Below are 20450 nucleotides of genomic sequence, written 5' to 3' on the forward strand. Positions count from 1 at the left end.
GTGGATCGGACCGACGTGGCGAGTGTCGTTGCTTCCATGCCGAGGGCGCAGGATTCCTCGAGCCGACGTTGGTCCGCCAGGATAGTTGCGAGCAAGGCAGTGTTGAACAGGCGGCCGCGTTCGTAGCCGTCGGTCATCTCGAGGGATCGCCGTGCGAAGGGTTCGGCATCCCCAGCGAGCCCGAGGTCGCGAAAGGCATGTGCGAACTTTGCCGCCAAATACGCGTGGTCGAAGTAGGTGAGCCACAGTGGTCGCTCTTCAGCGTCCGACTTGTTGAACGTGTCCTCCGCGCGGCTCAGCGCAGCCAGACAACCGGTCTTGTCTCCCTGCAGCGCGAGACCATGGGCTTCCATGACGGCCGCCTCGGCCTGCAGGAGCTTCGAGCCAGATCGCTTCGCGCTGTGCTGGGCCGCGAGGGCCAGGTCGACGGCGCTATCGGCGGCACCATGGAAGGCTGCCTGATGACTCATACCGGCCAACATCTCGCTGGCGAGCCGCTCATCGTCGGCTTCATGACAGAGACGTAGCGCCTGACGCAGATGAGTGTGGCCGTCTGCGTGGTGGCCGATGTCGTATGCCATCCAGCCAGCCAAGTGGTGGAGTTCGGCGGCGGCCGCGAACAGGTCGGACCGGCCTCCGCCCGAGGTGCTCTCCTGCAAGAGCGGTGTGACCGTCGCGTTCAGATATGAGGTCACGACCGAACGGCTGTGACCGCCGCCGTACCGGTTGTCGAGGCGACGGAAGACCTGCGTCATCTCGCGAATCTCGGTGCTCGCGTCTGGCCGTACACGACTGAGGCGCCGGTTGGGGCTGGGCGCCGTACCGGCCAACAGACTGGCCCTACCGCGGTGAGACCGGCGCCGGCCGACTTGATGAACTGCCTCCGATGCACTCCGTCTCCTTCGGCAGGTGATTGAGCCTGCACGATAGAGCGGCGGTCGGAGCGCGTGTATGCATCGATGCCATCCTGGCCGTCGTCGTAGTTGGCTTGCGCATGCGGCGCTCTCGCATCGGCTTGCTCGCCGCAGTCGACAGGCCGAGCCGTCAGGTTGAACCACAGCAGCCGCTCGGGGATATTCAGGGTCCGAGCCCAGCGGTCGAGTTTGCCCAGGTCCCGCACCGGTATCGCGCTGCGCTCGATCCGGCTGACCTGCCCCTGGGTGAGTCCAAGCCACTGGCCGACGTGCGCCTGTGTCGGTTCGGGCCGCAGCAGCTTGCGGTAGGCCAGCAGCAGCTTGCCGAAGTGTCGCTCAACCGCAGCCTCGGCAAGTGCGTCAGCCTCCCAGAAGTCGTCTGAGAGGCGCGGCGCCTCACGGGTGAACTCGGGGGCCCGCCGCTGGCACGGTCCACACTGGTCACCGCCGTTGTCCGCCGCCAGGTATGCACCGCATGAAGGACACAACCGCCGCTGGGAGCGCGTCACAGGGTCAACGCTACCCGTGACGCTCTGTCGGTATGCACGGCATGCATATTCCCGGGCGCATATGTATCGCCGTCGTTTTCCACCACGCAGCGTCATTGGATGGTTGTCCTCCGATAACCGACCCAATCGAACGGGGACGTGAGCTAATGCATCACCTGATGTGGGGCTTATGGATCGCGGCAGCTGCCTGTTACGTCGGTATCTTCCGCGACATCGCGCGGGAGGTGCGCGGCGAATGACGACGCTTGCCGACGTCCCCCGATCAACCGACCGCCGCGTCCGTGTCTGGTTCGGTGAGCACGTCATCGCGGACTACACCGCCGAGCCGGCGAAAGCTCTCCGATACCAGGCGGGCATGACACGCCGCTTCGCCAGCCTTCGCGTCACCATCGAGCCGGCCGCTCCCCTGGGAAGCCCCGATGCCGAAGACCGATGACGAACTCCGTCTGCGCCGATGGTGGGTGAGCGTCTGGCAGCGCCTCAACGAGACCTTTCGCCGTTGGCGGGACGAGGGCTGAACGGCTTCTCGGAAGACTTCACCCGACCGCTGCTGCTTGGGTACCTGCGCCGGGATCTGCTGGTGACGGACAGCCAAGTTGGCGAGCTCAAGCGAGACATGGCCGCCTACGCCGAAGCGGAAAACGTCACGATGGGCCACATCTACGTCGAGCAGCCTGACAGTTGGCTCTCAGCATTCGAGGCACTAGTCGATTCGGCTAGCCGCTACACGGTCTCCGCGGTGGTGCTGCCGAGTCTGCTGCACTTCGTAGGAATCGGTATGCGGACCGATCGACGCGGATGGTTCGAGGAAACCACCGGCGCTCGAGTCCTGGTGCTCAATCCATGAACTGGCGGGATCGGCGGGGAGTCGTCCTCAGCCCCTCGCATGTGCGGGTGATCGCTGCACGCCCGCCGATCCCGTCGCTCGATCCTTGTCCGAGCCCTCTCCTCTCCTGTGGAGGGCTCGGCCAGGGACTTCACCAGCCGGCTGGCGCGGAACGTGAAGCGAGTCTGTTCTGCGCCAGCCGTTCCACCCTCCGACCTACTCGGCACTTCCCGGAAGTGAGGCAGATATATGTCCCAAGTCGAACAGATGAAGATGCAGCTGCACGGCCTGGCCGATCAATCCCGACAAGGTGCGGCCAGCTTGGCCGGGTTCAAGCAGCACTTCGAGCAGTCCAGCCACCAAGTGCAGGCCCTGATCCGCGGTACGGCGACCCGGGCTGACCAGGACATCGAGACCATGCTGGATGCCGCTGCGAAGTCGGTTGACCAAGCCGTCCAGTCGTTGCAGACACCGCTAACGAGACCCGTATCAAGCAGCAGTTGACCTACTGGGTTGGTCTCATGCGCCAGGCGTTCCGGCACTACCGCGCTGGCAACCCAGCCATCCGGCGCCAGCTCAACCAGGGCGTCTTCGAGAAGATCTGGCTCGACGACGATGAAGTTGTCGGTTTCGACTACACCCCCGCGTTCAGTCGCATGCTCGCGGAGACGCTTCCCGCTGATCTCGCCGCTGAACAGACCCGAGAGCAGAAGCGCCTCGTTAGAACTCGCGACCTGTGGCTCGTCCCCGATCCTGAGCCTGCCCTAACAGAGGACGACCTTGCCATCCCGAAAGATCTGCCCCGCCGTGATCGGCGTCACACGGTCCGTGTGCCCCTCAGCGCGTACCTGCGGCAGGAGAGGCCCCAGGGCCAGTTGCCTTGGGAAAGAAAGAACCCCGGTCCTTCTCAGGACCGAGGTTCTAACCATCATTTCTTAGTAGCGGGGGCAGGATTTGAACCTGCGACCTCTGGGTTATGAGCCCAGCGAGCTACCGAGCTGCTCCACCCCGCGTCGTTGTGTCTTTAGTTTAGGGGATCGGGGCCGAGCAACCAAATCGGCTCCCGGTATGGCTCCTCGCGGCGGAAATCCGTGTCAGGGGCGGGTGCCGCGGCGTACCGTCCGGGTATGTCTCGACACCTCATCCGCCCGTTCCGGGAGGCTGACCTGCCGGCGGCCGCCGGCCTACTCGCGGAGCGGCACAAAGAGCATCGAAAGCGTCACCCTTTGCTGCCTGCAGACTACGAGAGCGAGCGGCTCGCGCTGGTCGAGGTGACTGCGCTGTGGGAGAGCGAGAGAGCGTCCGGCGCCGTCGCACTCGAGGATGGCGAGCTGACCGGCTACCTGCTGGGCGCACCCAAGCAGTCCGCCATGTGGGGCCCCAACATCTGGGTCGAGGCTGCCGGCCACGCCATACGTGAGCCCGAACACATCCGCGACCTATACGCCTCCGCGGCCGCCAAGTGGGTGGACGACGGCCGCATCGCGCAGTACGCGCTGGTGCCAGACGACCCGGAGCTGCTCGATGCGTGGTTCCGGCTGGCGTTCGGCTCTCAGCACGCGCATGCGATCCGTCCGGCGCCGACCACGCCGCCACCGGAGTACCCGGGCCTCACCGTACGACGTGCTGTTCGCGGCGACATCGCCGTACTCGCGCAGCTGGACCTGGTGCTGCCACAGCATCAGGCGCTCTCGCCGGTGTTCTCCGCCGGGGAGATGCCGACGATGCAGGAGGCGCTGGACGATTGGGAGGAGTCGATCGACGATCCGGACTACGCGACGTTCGTGGCCGAGTACGACGGGCGCGTGATCGGCTCGTCGATCGGATGTGCCCTGGACAAGTCGAGCTCGCACAGCGGGTTGGCCCGGCCGGACAACGCCGGCTTCCTCGGGTTCGCCGCCGTACTGCCCGAGGCCCGCGGTCACGGCGCAGGTCGAGCGCTCGGTGAGGCTGTGCTGCAGTGGTCGGCGGACACCGGGTACACGTCGGTGGTGACCGATTGGCGGGTCACGAATCTGCTGTCGTCACGGACTTGGCCGAAGCTCGGGTTCGAGCAGACATTCCACCGGCTGCATCGGCTGGTCGGGTACTGACCTCACGTTGTCCACAGGTTCGAAGTCGCGTGCCGGGAAGGGTCGCGATCGCTGCATCTTCTTGGGCAGGAACGCCTTGCAGCAAGCGAGGCGTCGAGGTCCAGGAGGTAGTCATGTCGTGTTCGTCCCGCCGTTCCCGATTCGTGCCGTCGACCCGTCGTATCGTGATCGGGAGCGCCGTCGTCCTGGCCTCATTCGGAGCCTGGACCACCACGGCCACAGCGAGCAACGTCGAGCCGCGCCCGGGGTATTGCGTGACTCCCCCATCGACCGAGCAGAGGGCGGACATCTTGGACGGCTTCGTGATCGAGAACCTGCCCGACGGTCTCGGGACGCCGAGTGATTTCGAGTACGAGTGGGAGGACGTGAGGTTCCACAGCCGGGTGTGGGAGACCGGCCCGGATCCCGAGGGTGCGTACCGCGTCGACCTGACCGCGAAGACGCTGCGCGGTGAGAAACTCACCGACCTCGAGGCCCTGAAGACCTTCCTGATCGAGTACGAGGAGAAGGATCCGGACAGCTGGGAGCTCCGCGCGACCAAGGTCGGCGAGTACGACGGCCTGGTCGCTGGGGACGAGGTGTTCTACTTCGTCTCGCCGGGTGTCGCTGCCGAGGTGTCGATCGATCACGAGCGGTTCTCCGACGACGACCTCCTCGACACCGCGGCCGGCTTCCACCCGGAGACCACCACCTGAGTCAGTGGCCTCGGGCAACGAAACGGGGCGGCAACCCGACGGTTGTCGGTGTCGCCGCCCCGGTGACAGCCTGTGGATCAGCCTGTCGGTGACGTCGGTGGACTCGATGGAGTCGGCGTCGACGGTGTCCCACTCGGAGCGGGAGTGGGCGGTGTGACTACTGCACCGGCCGCTATGGCCTTGTCGATCGCCTGCTTCATCTTGTTGACCTGAGCCTGATAGCCGGCCAGGTCGCCCTTCGTCAGGGCAGCCTGTGCAGCGGTGTACGCGGCCTGCGCCTCGGCGAGCGCCTGTTTGACCGTCTGGTTCTGCGTCGACGCTGGTGGCGGCTTCGAGCCTGGCGGCTCTTCACCGGTATCGACGCTGGTGTTGAAGACCTTGGTCAACGCCTCTTGCAACGTCCCGCCATAGGCGACCCGATCACCGAAGGAGACCAGCACGTACCGGAGCACCGGATAGCTACCTGCTCCACTCGTCCGGACCGAGTACACCGGCTGGACGTAGAGCAGACCACCACCGAGTGGAAGCGTCAGCAGGTTGCCGAACTGCGCTCTCGCGCCACTGCTCGGTTGGTTGATCGGGAGCAGCGCCTGTCTGATCCCTTCGTCGGTCTGGAACTTGTTGAAGACCTGTCCTGGACCGGGGATCTGCACGTTGCCGGGCAATCGGAGTATTCGGAACTTGCCGTAGTCCGGTGAGGTCGCCTCCGAATCGACGGCCATGAAGGCGGTCAGGTTCTCCCGTTCCGCGTTCGGCACGTACACCGAGGTCAGGGAGAACTTCGGCTCGGTCTGACCGGGCATCCGCAGCGAGAGATAGAAGGGAGGCTGGTTGCTTTGCACCGACGAGTCACTACCGGACGACACCGCGGTCGGGTCGGCCGGAACGCGCCACAGGTCGCTGTTCTGGTACCAGGTGCCGGAGTCCGTCACGTGGTACTTGGCCAGCAGGTCGCGCTGGACCTTGAACATGTCCTCCGGGTAGCGCAGGTGGGACATCAGCGACGGCGAGATGTCGGAGCGCGGCTTGACCGTGTTCGGGAAGGCCTTCATCCACGTCTTCAGCACCGGGTCGTTCTCGTCCCAGGCGTACAGCTCGACCGAGCCGTCGTACGCGTTGACGACAGCCTTGACCGAGTTGCGGATGTAGTTGATCTCCTCGCTCGGCTGCTGCGCGATGGTGCCGCGGCCGGTCGTGGTGTCCCGGGTGCTGTCGTCCAGCGCGACCTTCTCCGCGTACGGATAGTTCGCCGAGGTCGTGTAGCCGTCGACGATCCAGACCACCTGGTTGTCGACGATGGCCGGGTACGGGTCGCCGTCCGGCGTCAGCCAGGGCGCGGCCTTCTCCACCCGCTCACGTGGGTTGCGGTCGTAGAGGATCTTCGAGTCGGGGTTCACCCGGCTGGACAGCAGGATGTTCGCGTCCCGGAGCTTGGTTGCGTACAGCAACCGGTTGAAGAAGTTGCCGACCGCGACGCCGCCCTTGCCCTGGTAGGTGTTCAGCGTCGGGTCGCCGCCGCTCTTGCCTTCCGGGGTGTCGAGCTCGACCGGCGAGCCGCCCTGTGGGCCACCGACGATCGAGTAGTCCGGGGACTGCTCACCGAAGTAGATCCGTGGCTCGTAGTCGCCGAGCTGACCGGTCGGCGGAAGGTCCTTCTCCGACCACACCGGCGTACCGTCCGCGGCGCGCTGGTTACCGTTCGCGGCGACCACGCCGTAGCCGTGGGTGTAGACGGTGTGGTCGTTGTTCCAGTTGCGCTGGCCGGCCGGGAGCCGGTCGACCTGCACCTCGCGGACCGCGATGACGGTGTCGCTGACCTTGTCGCCGATCTTGTAGCGGTCGACGTCGAGGTCGGTCGGGAACGAGTAGAAGCCACGCACCTGCTGCAACTGCTCGAAGGTCGGGCCGACCACGCTCGGGTCGATCAGCCGGATGCCGGGCAGTACCTCGGCGTCCTGCGTCAGCTCCGACGGAGTCGCGGTCTGTTTGGCCTGGTAGTTGAGCACCTCGGCGCCCTCGAGGCCGTAGGCCTGGCGCGTCGACTCGATGTTCTTGGTGATGTACGGCGCCTCACGCACCGGCTCGCTCGGGCGTACCCGCAACTGCTGCAGCGCTGCCGGCCACAACGCGCCGAGCAGGATCGCCGACAGAATCAGTACGACGGTGCCGACACCGGGAAGCAGCCAGGTACGCCGCACCACGTTGGCGAAGAAGAGGCCTGCACACAGAACTGCGATGACCGCCAGGATCTCCTTGCTGGGCAGGACCGCATGATCACCGGTATAGGAGATGCCTGTGAACAGCTTGGCGTCCGACGTCGTCAGGCCGAACCGGTCCAGCCAGTAGCTGAAGGCCTTCAGCAGGACGAGCAGCCCCAGCAACACCGAGAACTGCACCTGCGCGGCCCCGGAAGCCTTCTGCCCCTTCGCGGACGGCCGGAATCCGCCGTACAGGTAGTGCGTGATGATCGCCGCGACGAGCGACAGCAGCACGATCGAGTAGCCGAAGCCGAGCAAGACCCGCAGCCACGGGTAGTCGAAGACGAAGAACGCGATGTCCTTGTTGAAGTGCTTGTCGGTGACGCCGAACGGGGTCCGGTTCCGCCAGGCCAGGAAGACCTTCCACTCCCCCGACGCGGCCGAGCCGCCGAAGACCAGCATCAGGGTGGCGACCACGCCGATGGCGATCTTGCCGCGCTGCTGGAGCAGATCGCCGTACCGCTCGAAGCCCGGACTGGGCGACGGCGCGAGCGCGACCCGTGGCCGGGTGCGGAAGGCGATGACGATGTTCGCGACGACGGCGGCCGCCATCAGCAGACCGACCACGAAGAAGAGCAGTACCCGGGTCCCGAGCACCGTGCCGAACACGGAACCGAGGTCCACCGAGCGGTACCACAACCGCTGGGTCCAGATGTCGGTGAAGACGCTGAAGAGGATCAGCAGCACGATCAGTGTCGCGATCGTCGGCAGCAGGGCTCGGGGCCGACCACCACCTGTTCGCCGCGGCCGACGCGGCTCCTCCGGCATGTCGTAGACGCCGTCGCTCATGGTCGGTTCTCCTCGTTGTCATTCATGCCATCGACCCCAGGACCTCGGCCAGGCCGGCTGCCGACCGAAGGCTCGAATGTCAATGACAGTACTTCGCACAGCGTGGGGACCAAGTCCGCGCCGGTCAGTACGGCGCTGTCCTCGTCGTGGGAGCGGAGCCGGACCGCACCGAAGCGGCTGCCCTCGCGCAGGACCGCCGCGACCATCCGCACCTCGTGGCGGCGGGGGTCGCTGCCGGCCATCCGGGCGACCTCGGCGTCCGAGTCGGCGCTGGACAGACCTGCTTCGGCCGTGGCCGGCAGCACGATCCGCTCGATCGACAGCGCACAGCCGCTGACCCCTTCGGGCCACTCGATCCGGCCCAGTGCGTCGGCCAGGTGCTCGTCCTCGAGACTGCCGGGCAGCTCTCCCTGGGCGACCGGGGTCAGCGGCTGCGAGGCGTCGTCGGCGCCGAGCTCCGCGGCCAACTGTGGTTCGGCACGGAGCAACTCTTCGGTGGGGACCAGCGCGAACAGCTGCGCGGGCTGGTCCCAGCCCGCGCTGCTCACGTGCTTCTCGATCTCGATCACCGCGCGACTGAGCGCGTCGGGAGGCAGAGTGCCTACGGAATCCATGCCGTCAGCTCTCCATTTCGGCCGGCCGGTACATCCAGGTGGCTCACGATGCGCACGAGGGGACCTCCCCCTGCCCGCCGACTGCTGCCTTGATGCCGGCGATCGCCTCGGTCAGTGTGGTGATCTTCACCAGTCGGATGCCCTTCACGCCGGCATGCAGTGCCGCCTCGCAGTTGTCGGCGGGCACCAGGAAGATGGTGGCGCCGTCGTTCTTGGCGCCGGCGATCTTCTGCTGGATGCCGCCGATCGGGCCGACCTGGCCGAGCGCGTCGATCGTGCCGGTGCCCGCGACGTGCTTACCGTCCAGCAGCGGACCCGGTGTGAGTTTGTCGTAGATGGCCAGCGCGAACGCCGTGCCCGCGCTCGGGCCGCCGATGTCCTGGCCGAGGTTGACCGTCACCTTGACCGGGGAGTCGACCCCGATGGTGATGCCGACCATCGGCCGGGTCTCGTCGCCAGGTGTGGCAGCGGTCTTCACCTGGATGGTCTGCTCCACGTTGTCGCGCCGGACCAGGAATGCGACGTTCTCGCCGACCTTGTGCTTGCGGACGTACTCACCGACCTGCGGGACCTGCGACATCGCGACGCCGTCTACGGCCAGGACGACGTCACCCGGCTTCAGCTTGCCCTCGGCCGGGGTGTCCTTGGCGACCGTCGAAACCTTGGGGTGGTACGGGACCTTCGCGGCCTGCAGAGCGGCCGCGATCGCGCTGTCCTGCGAGCCGGTCATCTCGGCGGTGTTCTGCTCCTCGACCTGGTCGGCGCTCTGGTCCGGGGGGTAGATGATGTCACGCGGGAACAGGTCGTTGTGCGGGTCGAGCCAGTTGCGCATCGCCTGCGGGAGCGTGAGCTCACGCCCGGGCGAGGTGACGGACACGGTGGTCAGGTCCAGTTGGCCGCTGGTCGGGAAGGTGTCGTGCCCCTTGATCTCGATGACCGGCTTGTTGTTGCTCGACGTACCGAGGGTGTCCTTCACCGGACCGGGACTGAACGAGACGAACGGCACCGAGAAAACGGTGACCAGCCCGAGCGAAACGACCAGCACGATGATCGAAGTGACCAGTGTTGCGGTACGACGTGTCACGAACCCTGCCCTGCGATCTTGGTGGAACCGAACGTCTCAGTGGTGCCGAGCTTCCTGGCGGCGTGTGTCTTTGCTGAGCCCAACGTCCCACCGGCCCGAAGTGTCCCCGCGGGCCCGAACCGGTCCGCTGTACGCGACTCGCTCGCTGCATCCGGCCGGTCAGGAGAGGATGGCTTGCCGGCGTGATCGGACTTGTCAGCCTTGTTGAAGTCGGTCTTGTCCGCGTCGGTCTTGTGCGCGCGGTTCAGGCCACGGCGGCGGCGTTCCGGGGTGGCGCGAGGGCCAGGAGCGGCGAGTGCGTCGTTGAAGCGACGGAAGTCCTCGACCGAGTCGAAGGCGCCACCGGACCGGCGCGGACCGCGGCTCCGCCCGCGCCAAGCCGCCCAGCACATCGCCAGCAGCGTGGCCACCACCGGGAACGCCAGCCACGCCAAAACCTTCATCCGGCCACCTTCATGCGCCCAGCGTACGTGTCAGTGAGCGCCGACCCACTCGCTGGCACCGTCGGTGAAGTGCTGGTGTTTCCAAATCGGGACCTCCGCCTTGAGGTCGTCGATCAGCTGCCGGCAAGCGGCGAACGCGACATCCCGGTGCGCGGCAGCCACCGCCACGATCACGGCGGCGTCCCCGATCTTCAGGTCCCCGATCCGGTGTACGGCGGCCAGCGCGGTCACCGCGGGATCGGCACAGACACGCTCCGCCACTGTCCGCAGGTGGTCCAGGGCGTCCGGGTGGGCCTCGTAGCTGAGCTGGTCAACCGGCTTCTCGTGATCGTGATTCCGCACGGTGCCGATGAACAGAGCCGTCCCGCCGGCGGTCGGATCAACCACGGCGGCCAGCACCTCGTCGGTGGACAGGACGTCCTCCCGGATGTCCAGCAGCCTGATCGCGTCGCTCATCCATTCCTCATTCCGGCTGGGGAACCACCCCGAACACGTACCACGAACCAACCCCCACATCCTCGATTCTCCCCCACGCAGCTCCCAAGTCCCACCACCGCACCCCTGAGACCTTTCGCCGGACGCCGAGATCACCGCGCTGAGCCATCCCGTGCGCACGCTCCGCACACGGCCCCGCTGCAGGTGCCGGCGGTGAGCCCAGCCTGCCCGACTGTTGCCTCCACCCCCACAATCGGGGCCGTCGGCGCGACCGCACGGCGGAGTGACGGTCTGCCGGCGGCGAACAGGAGCAGTAATGCGTTCGCCGGGGGAGGAACGGGTCGGTGGAACCAGTACGTTGGAGTAGTACGCCCCACCCGCACAGGAAGGCCCACTCCGATGAGCGACGAACCGGACAACCCGTTCAAGGGAACTCCGTTCGAGGCCATGTTCCAGCAGTTCTCCGGTGCGGCCGGCGCGGGCGGCGCTCCCGACCTGAACGCGATCTTCGCGCAGGTCCAGCAGCTGCTCAGCGGTTCCGGCGACGGCAGGCCGGTGAACTGGGATCTGGCCAAGGACATCGCACGCAAGACGGTTTCCACCGCCGGAGACCGCTCCGTCACCCCCACGGACACCGACCGAGTAGCGGACGCGGTCCGGCTGGCCGAGCACTGGCTGGACGAGGCAACGACGCTGCCCGAAGCATCCACCACGTCAGCGGCCTGGAGCCGGGCGGAGTGGGTCGAGAACACTCTGCCCGTGTGGCAAACCGTGGTCGACCCCGTCGCCGAGCACGTCGCCGGCGCGATGGGTAACGCCCTTCCCGCCGAAGCACAGCAGCTCGCCGGGCCGATGGCCGGGATGTTGCGCCAGCTGGGCGGCTCGATCTTCGGCGCCCAGGTCGGCCAGGCACTGGGCGAGCTGGCCAGCGAGGTTGTGAGCTCGTCCGACATCGGACTGCCGCTCGGACCGACCGGCCAGGCTGTACTACTACCGGACAACGTCGCGAAGTTCGCTGAGGGCCTCGGACTGACCGACGAGGACGTCCGGCTGTACCTCGCGCTCCGCGAGGTCGCGCACCAGCGGCTGTACGCCGGCGTCCCGTGGCTGCGGCAGCATGTGCTCGCCGCGGTGGCGGATTACGCCGCGGGCATCGAGGTCGACACCGGCAAGATCGAGCGAGCCATGGCGGACATCGACCCGCAGAATCCCGAGGCCATGCAGGAAGCGCTCGCGGGCGGCCTGTTCGAGCCGGAGGACTCCGAGCAGCAGAAGGCCGCACTCGTCCGGCTCGAGACTGCGCTCGCTCTCGTCGAGGGTTGGGTCGACGACGTCGTACGGCAGGCGACCAAGGAGCGGATGCCGGCAGCGGTGCAGCTCTCGGAGACGGTACGCCGGCGTCGGGCAGCCGGTGGACCGGCAGAGCAGACGTTCGCCACGTTGGTCGGTCTCCAGCTCCGTCCGCGGCGGCTGCGCGACGCGGCGAACCTGTGGGCCGCCGTCCGCGACGCTCGCGGCGTCGACGGCCGTGACGAGCTCTGGTCACACCCGGACCTGCTTCCGAGTGCAGGCGACTTGGACGACCCGATCGGGTTCGCTCAGCACGCGGGCGAGCTGGCCGACATCGACATCACGGACTTCCTCCCCGATGAGGACTCGTCGGACACGCCGAAGCAAGAGGGTGACGAGGGCAACGACCCCGGCACTACCAAGTAGTCCGCAGCAACCGTCGTACGACGGCACGACCCCGCGGGACGAAGCCACTCGGCAGGTTCCAGCGGGGTCGCGCTGTATCTGCCTGTCGGCGTACGGCGCGTTGCGGGTTGACGATCTGGGCGGCCGACGAGTTTGGGAGTGGCGTCATGGAGACTGACCGGGTGCTTCATGACGATGCGGTGATGACGTTGGACGGGTGGAATGCGCCCGACGGTATGCAGGCAGAGCTCCGGGAGCATTACCTGCGGTGGTTGGCGGAGCATCCGGACGCGATGTGGCGCAGTTGCCGGCCGGAGCATCTGACGGCGAGCGCGCTCGTGGTGGACGCGACGGGCAGCCGGGCGCTGCTCACGCTGCACAAGACTGTCGGGCGATGGCTGCAACTCGGCGGACACTGCGAGAACGGCGACATCACACTCGCCGGAGCCGCGCTGCGCGAGACCACGGAGGAATCCGGGCTGACGGGTCTGTCGATCGATCCGTCACCGCTTCAATTGTCCCGTCACGAGATTCTCGCCGGCGGGTGTGCGGGGACGTTCCACCTGGATGTGCAGTTCCTGGTGACGGCGACCGCTAGGACTGACTACGTGGTCAGCGAGGAGTCTCACGACCTCGCATGGTTCCCGATGAAGGCTCTTCCCGAGAGCGCGGATCACGTGGTCGAAGAGCTCGCCGCGAGAGCGACGCGGCGACTTGCTCACAGCGCCGGGAGCGTTTCTTCCGGGTGACTTCTCGAAGGGGCCTGGAGGTGCGCGAGTCAGGCGCCTCCGACGGGTGGCGTGATAGCAGGACGCAGCCGGGCATCTTGATGGCGGCACACCGTCTGCTATCTGCGCGATCTGCTTGTCACGCCGTCGCATGCCGATCCCGAGGTCACCGTCTTCCTGACGATGTGGAACCTCGAGGAGTACTGCCACGGCGAAGTACTGGACGAGGTGCTCGAGCGGCATGGCATCCCGACCGGTCCCGAGCACACCCGAGCGGTCCGTTCCCGGCTCGGTTGGCGTGACCGGTTGGCGCCGATACGGCAGTCATTGCTGGTGAACGTCATCGGCGAGGACTTCGTCGCCACGCACATGGCGTGGGGCGCGATCAACGAGTGGTGCGCGCATTCGGCGTACACACGGCTGATCCAGTCCGAGGATCACCCGGTCCTGACCGACATCCTCAAGCGGATCGCGAAGCAGGAGACCCGGCACGTCGCGTTCTACAACAGCCAGGCCCGGGACCGTCTGCTCCGCAGCAAGCAGGCGCAGAAGATCGCCCGCTTCGCACTCTCCAAGGGATGGGGCATCGTCGGCTCGACGATCATGCCGCCAGCCGAGGTGAAGCACATGCTCACCTACCTGTACGGCGGCGAAAACGGCCTGGCCGAAGTCCGCAAAGTAGACGCCAAAATCGACGCCCTCCCCGGCCAGCAATCCCTCCACCTAGTAGAAAAAGAACTCACCAAACACAACGTCCACCCCGGCTGACCCACCCAACACCGCCCCACGCTCCCCAGCAACCCCACACAAGAGCTCCCGGCCAATCCGGGGCCCGCGCTGCGACCGCCCATTCACACCCCCGAAATCTGACGTCCCACGAGCCAAACGAACGCCAGTTGGTCTGCGTAGATCGCCACCCGCGCCCCCCATGGCCCCGGGTGCGCGCAGTCCCCACGCCGCTCACCCCGCGCGTTCCCTGCAGCCCCTGTGGTCCCCGTTCCTCCCGTGTACTCCCGTCCCCGCTGTCCCGCGTGCGTGCAGTTCCCGAGGTCCGTCCCCCATGTATTCCTGCATCCCGTGGTCCCGCTACCCGCAACCCCCGTGTACTCCCGTCGCCGCTGCCTGTGAGCGGCCTCCTCCGACATCCGCAGGTCTCCGCTCTGCCTGCCTCAGGGCGCGCTCGGGCTGGCTGGCTCCGTGGTGCGGTCGCCCGTTGCCGGCACTCCCCCGTGGAATGCCGGCGCACCACGCAATACCCAGGTTCCTACCGGCGCGCATCCCCCCGGTTGCTGCAGTCCGACTTCCCCCGTGGGCTGCCCCTTTCCCTGCGCGCCAAGGGAGTTCCGTGCACTCCCCGTGGAACCCCGTGCGATCCCCCGCTGTCGTACTACGTGATGCAGTCGCCGCTACTCTCCCCCGTGCAGTCATCGTCCCGCTATCCCCGTGCACCCCGTTTCTTCACTCCATGTGGAACCCGGGTTCGTCCTATGCGATCCACGTTCACTGCACTCCCCATAGAGCCCCCTCTCCCCCACGCGATCCCCGTCGTCTCACCGCGTGCGTGCAGGTCTCGGCGTCACACTTCGACCGTGCATCCCCCGCAGCCGTACCGCGTGGGGCCCCCGCTGCCCCGTTCCCGCTACCCCGCTGATCTCAGCCGCGGACAGCTCCACAGTCGTACTCCGCCGTGCATTTCCCTCGCCTGCGTTCCCGTGGAACGCCCCGCTCCCGCTGACCCGTGCTATCCCCGTTGCTGTCGCTCGGGTGCAGGTTCCTCATACAGCCCCCGCTGTCCTGCTAGCCCGTGCGATCCGCCGCTGGTAGGCGCCGGCTTTGGCCCTGCCCCGTGCAGGACCTGCGTCCCCGTGATCCCCTGCTTGCTGCATTCAGCGGTTGTGCACACATCTGCCGCGCCATGGGACCTTGGCGGCTGGGCCGCCTGGTCCCCGGGTGGCGATGTGTTGGCCGCATCCCCCGGTGCGGTGTGGGTGGTGCGTCACTTGCTGGTGGTCGATCACCGCCCCTGAACGGCATCGGCGGGGCCAGCGGGTGACGGCTGGGCTTCCCCCAGAAGCCCTGCTGCATGGTGAACGAGCGGGGAGCGAGAAGGTGACGGGTCAGGCGTGACGAAGTAGGGAACGAGTTGCATCCCAGCCCTCGAGGCCCGGATCCAGTCGCGCAATGTCAGCATTCGATCGCAGACGGTGCCATCCAGGGCCGAATCCGACAGCGTGCCGGCGCGGCTTGACCGCCTCGAGCTCAGCGAGAGGCGTGTCGAACGTCGGGGCGGCCGCGGAGACCCAATCAGCAGTCGGCAGGCGTACGCCGATGGCCGCGACGGTGCCGTCCTCCGAGGGAGTGACAGCGATGTCCGCAGTGCTGAGGGATCGGAAGAGCTTGCCGATCAGCAGTCCGGGCAGATCAGGTACGTCGTGGCTCACGGCGACAACCGCGGCAGCCGGACCGGCGAGTTCCACCGCGTCGAGTACGGGTCGCGCGGCGTCGACGGCGTACACCGGTGTGCCGGGCCAGGTCAGCGCACTCACCGACTCCAGCGCGGACTCGTCAGCACCGACGACGGCCACAGCAACGTCCACCCGATCCAGCGCCGCCAGGACCTCGTAGGTGTCCTCGGCTAACGCCAACCGCCACGCCTCGGCGTCGCGACCCGGCGGAGCCCAGGTGCCGGTCCCAGGTACGACGAGAACCACCACACGCCGGTCGGTCATGCGGAGGCGCTCACGTCGTCGTACCGGGATCGGGCGGCGTTGACTTCGGTCATATGCGTCTCGGCCCAGCCCTTGATAGAGGCGATGAGCGGCATCAGCGTCTCGCCGAGCGTGGTGAGCTCGTAGTCGACTCGGACTGGTACGGACGGAGTCACCGAGCGGCTGAGCAGACCGTCACGTTCGAGCGAGCGCAGCGTTTGCGTGAGCATCTTCTGACTGACGCCGGCGATGCGACGGGACAGGTCCGAGTACCGGAGCGGGCCGTCGGCCAGCGCGCTCAGGATGAGCGTCACCCACTTGTCGCTGATGCGGTCCAGCAGTTGCCGCGCCGGGCAGGTCGCCAGGAACGCGTCGTACTTGCGGGCGGCTTCTTCGCGGAGCTGAGCGGCGGTGCGGGTCGGCATGGCCCTCCTCGTCGTGCGATACGCACTACGCAGTGCGTACTTCCCGGCAGAGAGTAACTCTCCGACAGTGGTGTTCGCCAACGAAAAACCTCAGCACCACAAGGAGAGAGACGATATGCGCGCATTGGTCGCCCGCCGGCTCGACAGGCCGGATGCACTCGAGCTGATCGAGACCCCGATTCCGGAACCGCGCCACGGTCAGGTCCGGATCAAAGTCGCCGCGGCCGCGGTCAACCCGGTCGATCTCGCGGTCAGCACCGGCGGAGCCGTGCAGTACGGCGTCACCGCAGCCCGGGACCAGTTCGGACTCGGCTGGGACGTCGCCGGCACCGTTGACGCGGCAGGACCAGGTGCGGACCTGGCCGAAGGTACGCCAGTGATCGGACTGGCCGATCTGCTCGGGCGCCCGCTCAAGACACATGCGGAGTACGTCGTACTCAACGCCGATGCGGTCGCACCCGCGCCGAAGGATCTGGACCTGACCGCCGCGTCCACCATCGCGTTGAACGCCCTGACTGCACTGCAGGCATTGAAGGCCATGCAACTTACTCCCGGTAAGTTCGTCCTCGTCACCGGCGCGGCCGGCGGCGTCGGCGGGTACGCGGTCGAGATCGCCAAGCACCTCGGGCTGACCGTGATCGCCAGTGCTGCCGCGGAGGACGAGGAGCTGGTACGACGGCTCGGCGCGGATCACTTCGTAGCGCGGGCGGACGATCTGACAGCCGCAGTACATGCGATCGTCCCGGCGGGTGTTGACGGTCTGGTGGATGCGGCCGTCATTGGCATTGGTGCGCAGGAGACGGTTCGCAACGGTGGGCAGCACGCGCATGTCCAGGCTGGCCCGACGCCGCCGCATCTTCGCGACATCACAGTGCACCAGATCTTCGTCCACGCGAACCGCGCAGAACTGACGGAGCTCGTCCAACTGATCGAGGCGGGGGCCATCACCACGCGAGTCGCGGACACGTATCGGCTGCAGGAGGCGGCACAGGCTTACAAGCGGCTCGCCAACGGCGGCGTCCGAGGCAGGCTCGTCCTCATCCCTTAAGACAAAGAGGAGTTCAGGCCAGGGCGGACCGCAACCGGAGTGCTACCTGGATGTCGAGGGCGCGGTCCGGGGCCTGCCAGCCGTCGCCGAGCAACGCGCCGATTCGGTCGAGTCGTTGCTGCACGGTGTTCGGGTGGATGTGTAGAGCGGTGGCGGCTCGGGTCGGGCTTTGGCCTGATGCGAAGTACGCGCGGAGCGTGCCGATCAGGTCGGTGCCGCGTTGGGCGTCGTACCCGAGTACGGCGCCCAGGACGTGCTGCACGTGGGCCTGTACGTCGACGTCCGCCGCACCGACCAAGCCGGCGACGCCAAGGTCGTCCGGAGTCGCAGACTCACCACTGCGGCCGAGCCGCAGCATCGTCCCCACCAGACGGACCGCCTGGCGATGTGAGTCGACCAGCGGCTCACCCCACGCCGCCGGACCAGTCACCCCGATCGTCGCGCCGGTGCGCTTCGCAACTTCAGCCAACTCGCGCGCAGCAGCTGAAGCGTCCGCACGAGCTAGCAGTAGCACCAAGTCACCGCCGTAGGGACCAGACACCACCAGCTTGTCCTCCAGCGGCGCCGCCAGCCGAGCACGTACGGCGGCCTGGTCGCCACGGCAGACAGCCACCACCAGACGGTCGTGCCGGCGATTCGGCGCAAGCAACCGGAGTCGATCGGTCAGCGTCCTCGGGTCGGCGGCTCCACTGAGCACATCGGCCAGCAGATCAGCCTGAGCACGCTGCGACTGCTCCGCAGCCTGCCGACGGAACAGCAGAACGAGAGCAGTGACAACAGCAGCCCGCTCCACGATCCGCTGGTCCGCACCGGACAGCTCATCGACGCCGCCGATCACCAGCGCGCCGAGCCGCTCCCCCTTCGCCGTTGCCGCAACAACCCAGGAGTCACCGACCCTGGTCAACCGTCCGGACTCGGACTCCTGCCACCGCACCACAGCGCCGCGCGTGTCACCGGCCACGGCCAACTCATTGCCCACGGCATCGACCAACACGACCCACACGTCCAGCAGCTCGGCCAGCGCAGCAGCGATCGCATCCACATCGCCACCAGACAACACGATTCCGGCGAACCGGTCATGCGCCGCGGCAGCGTGCTCGGTGCCGGCGTGCGCAGCAGACAGCTGATCCAGAGCGGCCGCAGTCTCCGCCGCCGCTCGCACCTGAACGATCGTCACAGCCGCCAACGCCGCCAGCGATCCCAGCAGCGACACCTCGTCCTGGCTGAACGGCCGCCGCGTCCGGTTGGAGGCGAACAGCACTCCGACAAACGCTCCATCGACGATGAGCGGCGTACCGCAGATGGCGACCAGCCCCTCCTCTCCGACCGCGTGGTCGATCGAAGAGGTGTGCCGGAAGCGCCGGTCCGCCGGGTAGTCGGCGGTCCAGTACGGCTTGTAGGTCTTGGCGACCAGACCGCCGAGTCCTGCGCCCAGAGGAAGCCGGACCTGCTGGAAGGCCGCAGAGACCGACCCGTCGGTCGCTCGCATGTACGTGTCGCCGCGGGCATCGTCGTACAGGGTCAGATAGGCGACGTCCGCGCCGAGGAGGGTGCGCGCACGGTGCACGATGGTGTCGAGTACGCCGCCCGGGTCGCGGGCCGAGGCGAGTTCGCGGGCGACGTCGACCAGGGCGGACAGTTCGGCCTCACGCTTCTTGCTGGCGTCGATGCCGGCCCGGATGCGCAGGGCGAGGTCGCGCGCCACCGCGTCCTCGCCCGCCGCCCGGGCCAACTCGCTCCCGGACGCATCCTCGGCCAGCAGCCGCAGAAGCTCCTCCATCCTCGCGATCATGCCACCTCCGGCTGCCTGCGGGGTCCTGTCGCGGGCGGTCCCTGAGAAGGGGTCAGAGGGCTGTCAGGTCCCGCTTGCGGGTTTCGGAGTACGACGTGACCGCGACGATCGAGATGACCGCGCACACTGCGACGTACACGGCGATCGCGTAGCCGGAGTCGTACGCCTTCAGCAGCGCCACAGCGATGAACGGCGCCAGGCCGCCCGCGATGATCGACGCCAACTGGTAGCCCACCGACACCCCGGAGTACCGGACCCGAGTACCGAACAGCTCAGTGAAGAACGATGCCTGCGGCCCATACATCGCCCCGTGCAACACCAGCCCGACCGTCACCGCCACCGTCGCCAGCGCGAAGTCCTTGGTGTCAACCATCGCCACGAACAGGAAGCCCCACACGCCAACCCCGACCGCACCGATCAGATACACCGGTTTGCGGCCGACGCGGTCGGACAGCGCGCCCCACATCGGGATGGCGAAGAAGTGCACCGCGGCACCGATGAGTACGGCATTCAGCGCGAACGACTTGTCCATCCCCAGGTGTTCCTTGGCATACGTCGCGATCACGATCGTGAAGATGTAGTAGCTGACGTTCTCCGCCATCCGGGCGCCCATCGCGGTCAGCACCTCCCGCGGGTAGCGGGTCAGCACCTCGATCAGCGGCAGCTTGTCCTCCGGCTGCTGCTTGGCCCGTGCCTCCTTGAACACCGGCGACTCCTCGATCCGCAGCCGCACCCACAGTCCGACGAGTACCAGTACGGCGGACAGCAGGAACGGAATGCGCCAGCCCCAGGAGTCGAAGGCAGCGTCCGACTGGAACGCCGCCAGCCCAGCCAGTACGCCGTTGGCGATCAGCTGACCCGCTGGAGCACCCGCCTGCGGCCAGGAGGCCCAGAAGCCACGCCGTGCCGGGTCACCGTGTTCGGACACGATCAGTACGGCGCCGCCCCACTCACCACCGAGCGCAAAGCCCTGGATGAGTCGCAGCACGGTCAGCAGGACCGGAGCGAGCGCACCGACCTGTGCGTACGTCGGCAGCAAGCCGATGGCGAAGGTGGCCAGGCCCATCATCAGCAGCGACAGCACCAGCAGGTTCTTGCGGCCCAAGCGGTCGCCGTAGTGGCCGAACACCACTCCGCCGATCGGGCGGGCGAAGAACCCGACGGCGAACGTGGCGAAGCTCAGCAGCGTTCCGGTGAGCTCCTCACCCTTGGGGAAGAACAGATCGCCGAACACCACCGACGCGGCCACGCCGTAGAGGAAGAAGTCGTACCACTCGACGGTGGTGCCGACGAGACTCGCACCGACCACCCGGGCGATCGGTGTCCGGGTGCGGACCGGTTCTGTTGCTGTCATGGCGGGCTCCAACACTGCTAGTGGGCGGTCCTGAACACTG

The 20450-nt window shown here is 67.2% G+C and carries 20 protein-coding genes and 1 tRNA gene; 10 read left to right on the plus strand and 11 right to left on the minus strand.

What is annotated here, in order from left to right; translation table 11 throughout:
• The first annotated feature begins 68 nt into the window (after positions 1-68).
• Entirely contained in the window at positions 69-527 is a 459-nt protein-coding gene (locus E0H75_RS26140) for a hypothetical protein (RefSeq protein WP_131516290.1), read from the plus strand.
• 224 nt (positions 528-751) lie between these two features.
• Here the strand turns inward: E0H75_RS26140 and E0H75_RS26145 are convergent, their stop codons facing one another.
• Positions 752-1423: a helix-turn-helix domain-containing protein gene (locus E0H75_RS26145; protein ID WP_131516291.1), complete on the minus strand. Its 672-nt coding sequence runs from the start codon at positions 1421-1423 to the stop codon at positions 752-754.
• 235 nt (positions 1424-1658) lie between these two features.
• Here E0H75_RS26145 and E0H75_RS26150 point away from each other — a divergent pair, with 235 nt between their 5' ends.
• From E0H75_RS26150 to E0H75_RS26160, 3 genes are all read left to right on the plus strand, one after another.
• On the plus strand, positions 1659-1859 hold the full coding sequence (locus E0H75_RS26150; protein WP_131516292.1) for a hypothetical protein: 201 nt from the start codon (positions 1659-1661) through the stop codon (positions 1857-1859).
• Positions 1860-1877: 18 nt separating this feature from the next.
• Positions 1878-2270, plus strand: coding sequence for a hypothetical protein (locus tag E0H75_RS26155; protein WP_131516293.1), 393 nt, complete (start codon positions 1878-1880; stop codon positions 2268-2270).
• Between the two features lie 228 nt (positions 2271-2498).
• Complete coding sequence (locus E0H75_RS26160) at positions 2499-2753, plus strand: hypothetical protein (protein WP_131516294.1); 255 nt, start codon at positions 2499-2501, stop codon at positions 2751-2753.
• 435 nt (positions 2754-3188) lie between these two features.
• Here E0H75_RS26160 and E0H75_RS26165 read toward each other — a convergent pair.
• Positions 3189-3262, minus strand: a tRNA-Met gene (locus E0H75_RS26165).
• 114 nt (positions 3263-3376) lie between these two features.
• Here E0H75_RS26165 and E0H75_RS26170 point away from each other — a divergent pair.
• Both E0H75_RS26170 and E0H75_RS26175 read left to right on the plus strand, forming a co-directional pair.
• A complete protein-coding gene (locus E0H75_RS26170) occupies positions 3377-4342 on the plus strand; it encodes a GNAT family N-acetyltransferase (RefSeq protein ID WP_131516295.1) in 966 nt (321 codons plus the stop codon).
• Between the two features lie 113 nt (positions 4343-4455).
• On the plus strand, positions 4456-5037 hold the full coding sequence (locus tag E0H75_RS26175) for a hypothetical protein (protein WP_131516296.1): 582 nt from the start codon (positions 4456-4458) through the stop codon (positions 5035-5037).
• 77 nt (positions 5038-5114) lie between these two features.
• On the opposite strand, the gene E0H75_RS26180 is transcribed toward E0H75_RS26175, so the two are convergent.
• Genes E0H75_RS26180 through E0H75_RS26200 form a run of 5 tightly spaced genes read right to left on the minus strand, consistent with a single transcriptional unit; the run spans position 5115 to position 10681 of the window.
• Entirely contained in the window at positions 5115-8084 is a 2970-nt protein-coding gene (locus E0H75_RS26180; protein WP_131516297.1) for a UPF0182 family membrane protein, read from the minus strand.
• Positions 8081-8698 carry a PPA1309 family protein gene (locus E0H75_RS26185; protein ID WP_202873183.1) on the minus strand — a complete coding sequence of 206 codons (618 nt, stop codon included), beginning with the start codon at positions 8696-8698 and terminating at the stop codon, positions 8081-8083. The genes E0H75_RS26180 and E0H75_RS26185 overlap by 4 nt, the downstream gene beginning before the upstream one ends.
• Before the next feature lie 43 nt (positions 8699-8741).
• The gene (locus E0H75_RS26190) at positions 8742-9782 is read right to left on the minus strand and encodes a YlbL family protein (protein WP_131516298.1); all 1041 of its coding nucleotides are present in this window, start codon (positions 9780-9782) and stop codon (positions 8742-8744) included.
• The gene (locus tag E0H75_RS44280; protein WP_238163284.1) at positions 9779-10225 is read right to left on the minus strand and encodes a hypothetical protein; all 447 of its coding nucleotides are present in this window, start codon (positions 10223-10225) and stop codon (positions 9779-9781) included. The genes E0H75_RS26190 and E0H75_RS44280 overlap by 4 nt, the downstream gene beginning before the upstream one ends.
• Positions 10226-10255: 30 nt before the next feature.
• Positions 10256-10681, minus strand: a complete 426-nt coding sequence (locus E0H75_RS26200) for a molybdenum cofactor biosynthesis protein MoaE (protein ID WP_131516299.1) — start codon at positions 10679-10681, stop codon at positions 10256-10258.
• A gap of 378 nt (positions 10682-11059) precedes the next feature.
• Here E0H75_RS26200 and E0H75_RS26205 point away from each other — a divergent pair, with 378 nt between their 5' ends.
• The 3 genes from E0H75_RS26205 (at position 11060) to E0H75_RS26215 (ending at position 13851) form a co-directional block, all read left to right on the plus strand.
• The gene (locus E0H75_RS26205) at positions 11060-12376 is read left to right on the plus strand and encodes a zinc-dependent metalloprotease (protein ID WP_131516300.1); all 1317 of its coding nucleotides are present in this window, start codon (positions 11060-11062) and stop codon (positions 12374-12376) included.
• A gap of 146 nt (positions 12377-12522) precedes the next feature.
• The gene (locus E0H75_RS26210; RefSeq protein WP_131516301.1) at positions 12523-13104 is read left to right on the plus strand and encodes an NUDIX hydrolase; all 582 of its coding nucleotides are present in this window, start codon (positions 12523-12525) and stop codon (positions 13102-13104) included.
• A 162-nt stretch (positions 13105-13266) separates the two neighbouring features.
• Positions 13267-13851 (plus strand): ferritin-like domain-containing protein, encoded by a 585-nt coding sequence (locus tag E0H75_RS26215; RefSeq protein WP_131516302.1) that lies wholly within the window; start codon positions 13267-13269, stop codon positions 13849-13851.
• Between the two features lie 1349 nt (positions 13852-15200).
• On the opposite strand, the gene E0H75_RS26220 is transcribed toward E0H75_RS26215, so the two are convergent.
• Both E0H75_RS26220 and E0H75_RS26225 read right to left on the minus strand, forming a co-directional pair.
• Positions 15201-15812 carry a hypothetical protein gene (locus tag E0H75_RS26220; RefSeq protein WP_131516303.1) on the minus strand — a complete coding sequence of 204 codons (612 nt, stop codon included), beginning with the start codon at positions 15810-15812 and terminating at the stop codon, positions 15201-15203.
• The gene (locus E0H75_RS26225; RefSeq protein ID WP_131516304.1) at positions 15809-16216 is read right to left on the minus strand and encodes a winged helix-turn-helix transcriptional regulator; all 408 of its coding nucleotides are present in this window, start codon (positions 16214-16216) and stop codon (positions 15809-15811) included. The genes E0H75_RS26220 and E0H75_RS26225 overlap by 4 nt, the downstream gene beginning before the upstream one ends.
• Before the next feature lie 115 nt (positions 16217-16331).
• Between E0H75_RS26225 and E0H75_RS26230 the strand changes: the two genes are divergently transcribed.
• The gene (locus E0H75_RS26230; protein ID WP_131516305.1) at positions 16332-17264 is read left to right on the plus strand and encodes an NADP-dependent oxidoreductase; all 933 of its coding nucleotides are present in this window, start codon (positions 16332-16334) and stop codon (positions 17262-17264) included.
• 13 nt (positions 17265-17277) lie between these two features.
• Here the strand turns inward: E0H75_RS26230 and E0H75_RS26235 are convergent, their stop codons facing one another.
• Together E0H75_RS26235 and E0H75_RS26240 are read right to left on the minus strand one after the other, a co-directional pair.
• Entirely contained in the window at positions 17278-19044 is a 1767-nt protein-coding gene (locus tag E0H75_RS26235) for a helix-turn-helix domain-containing protein (RefSeq protein ID WP_131516306.1), read from the minus strand.
• Positions 19045-19108: 64 nt separating this feature from the next.
• Complete coding sequence (locus E0H75_RS26240; RefSeq protein WP_131516307.1) at positions 19109-20410, minus strand: MFS transporter; 1302 nt, start codon at positions 20408-20410, stop codon at positions 19109-19111.
• Between the last annotated feature and the right edge of the window lie 40 nt (positions 20411-20450).

The organism is Kribbella capetownensis, from assembly GCF_004331485.1.
In the GTDB taxonomy this organism is placed as follows: domain Bacteria; phylum Actinomycetota; class Actinomycetes; order Propionibacteriales; family Kribbellaceae; genus Kribbella; species Kribbella capetownensis.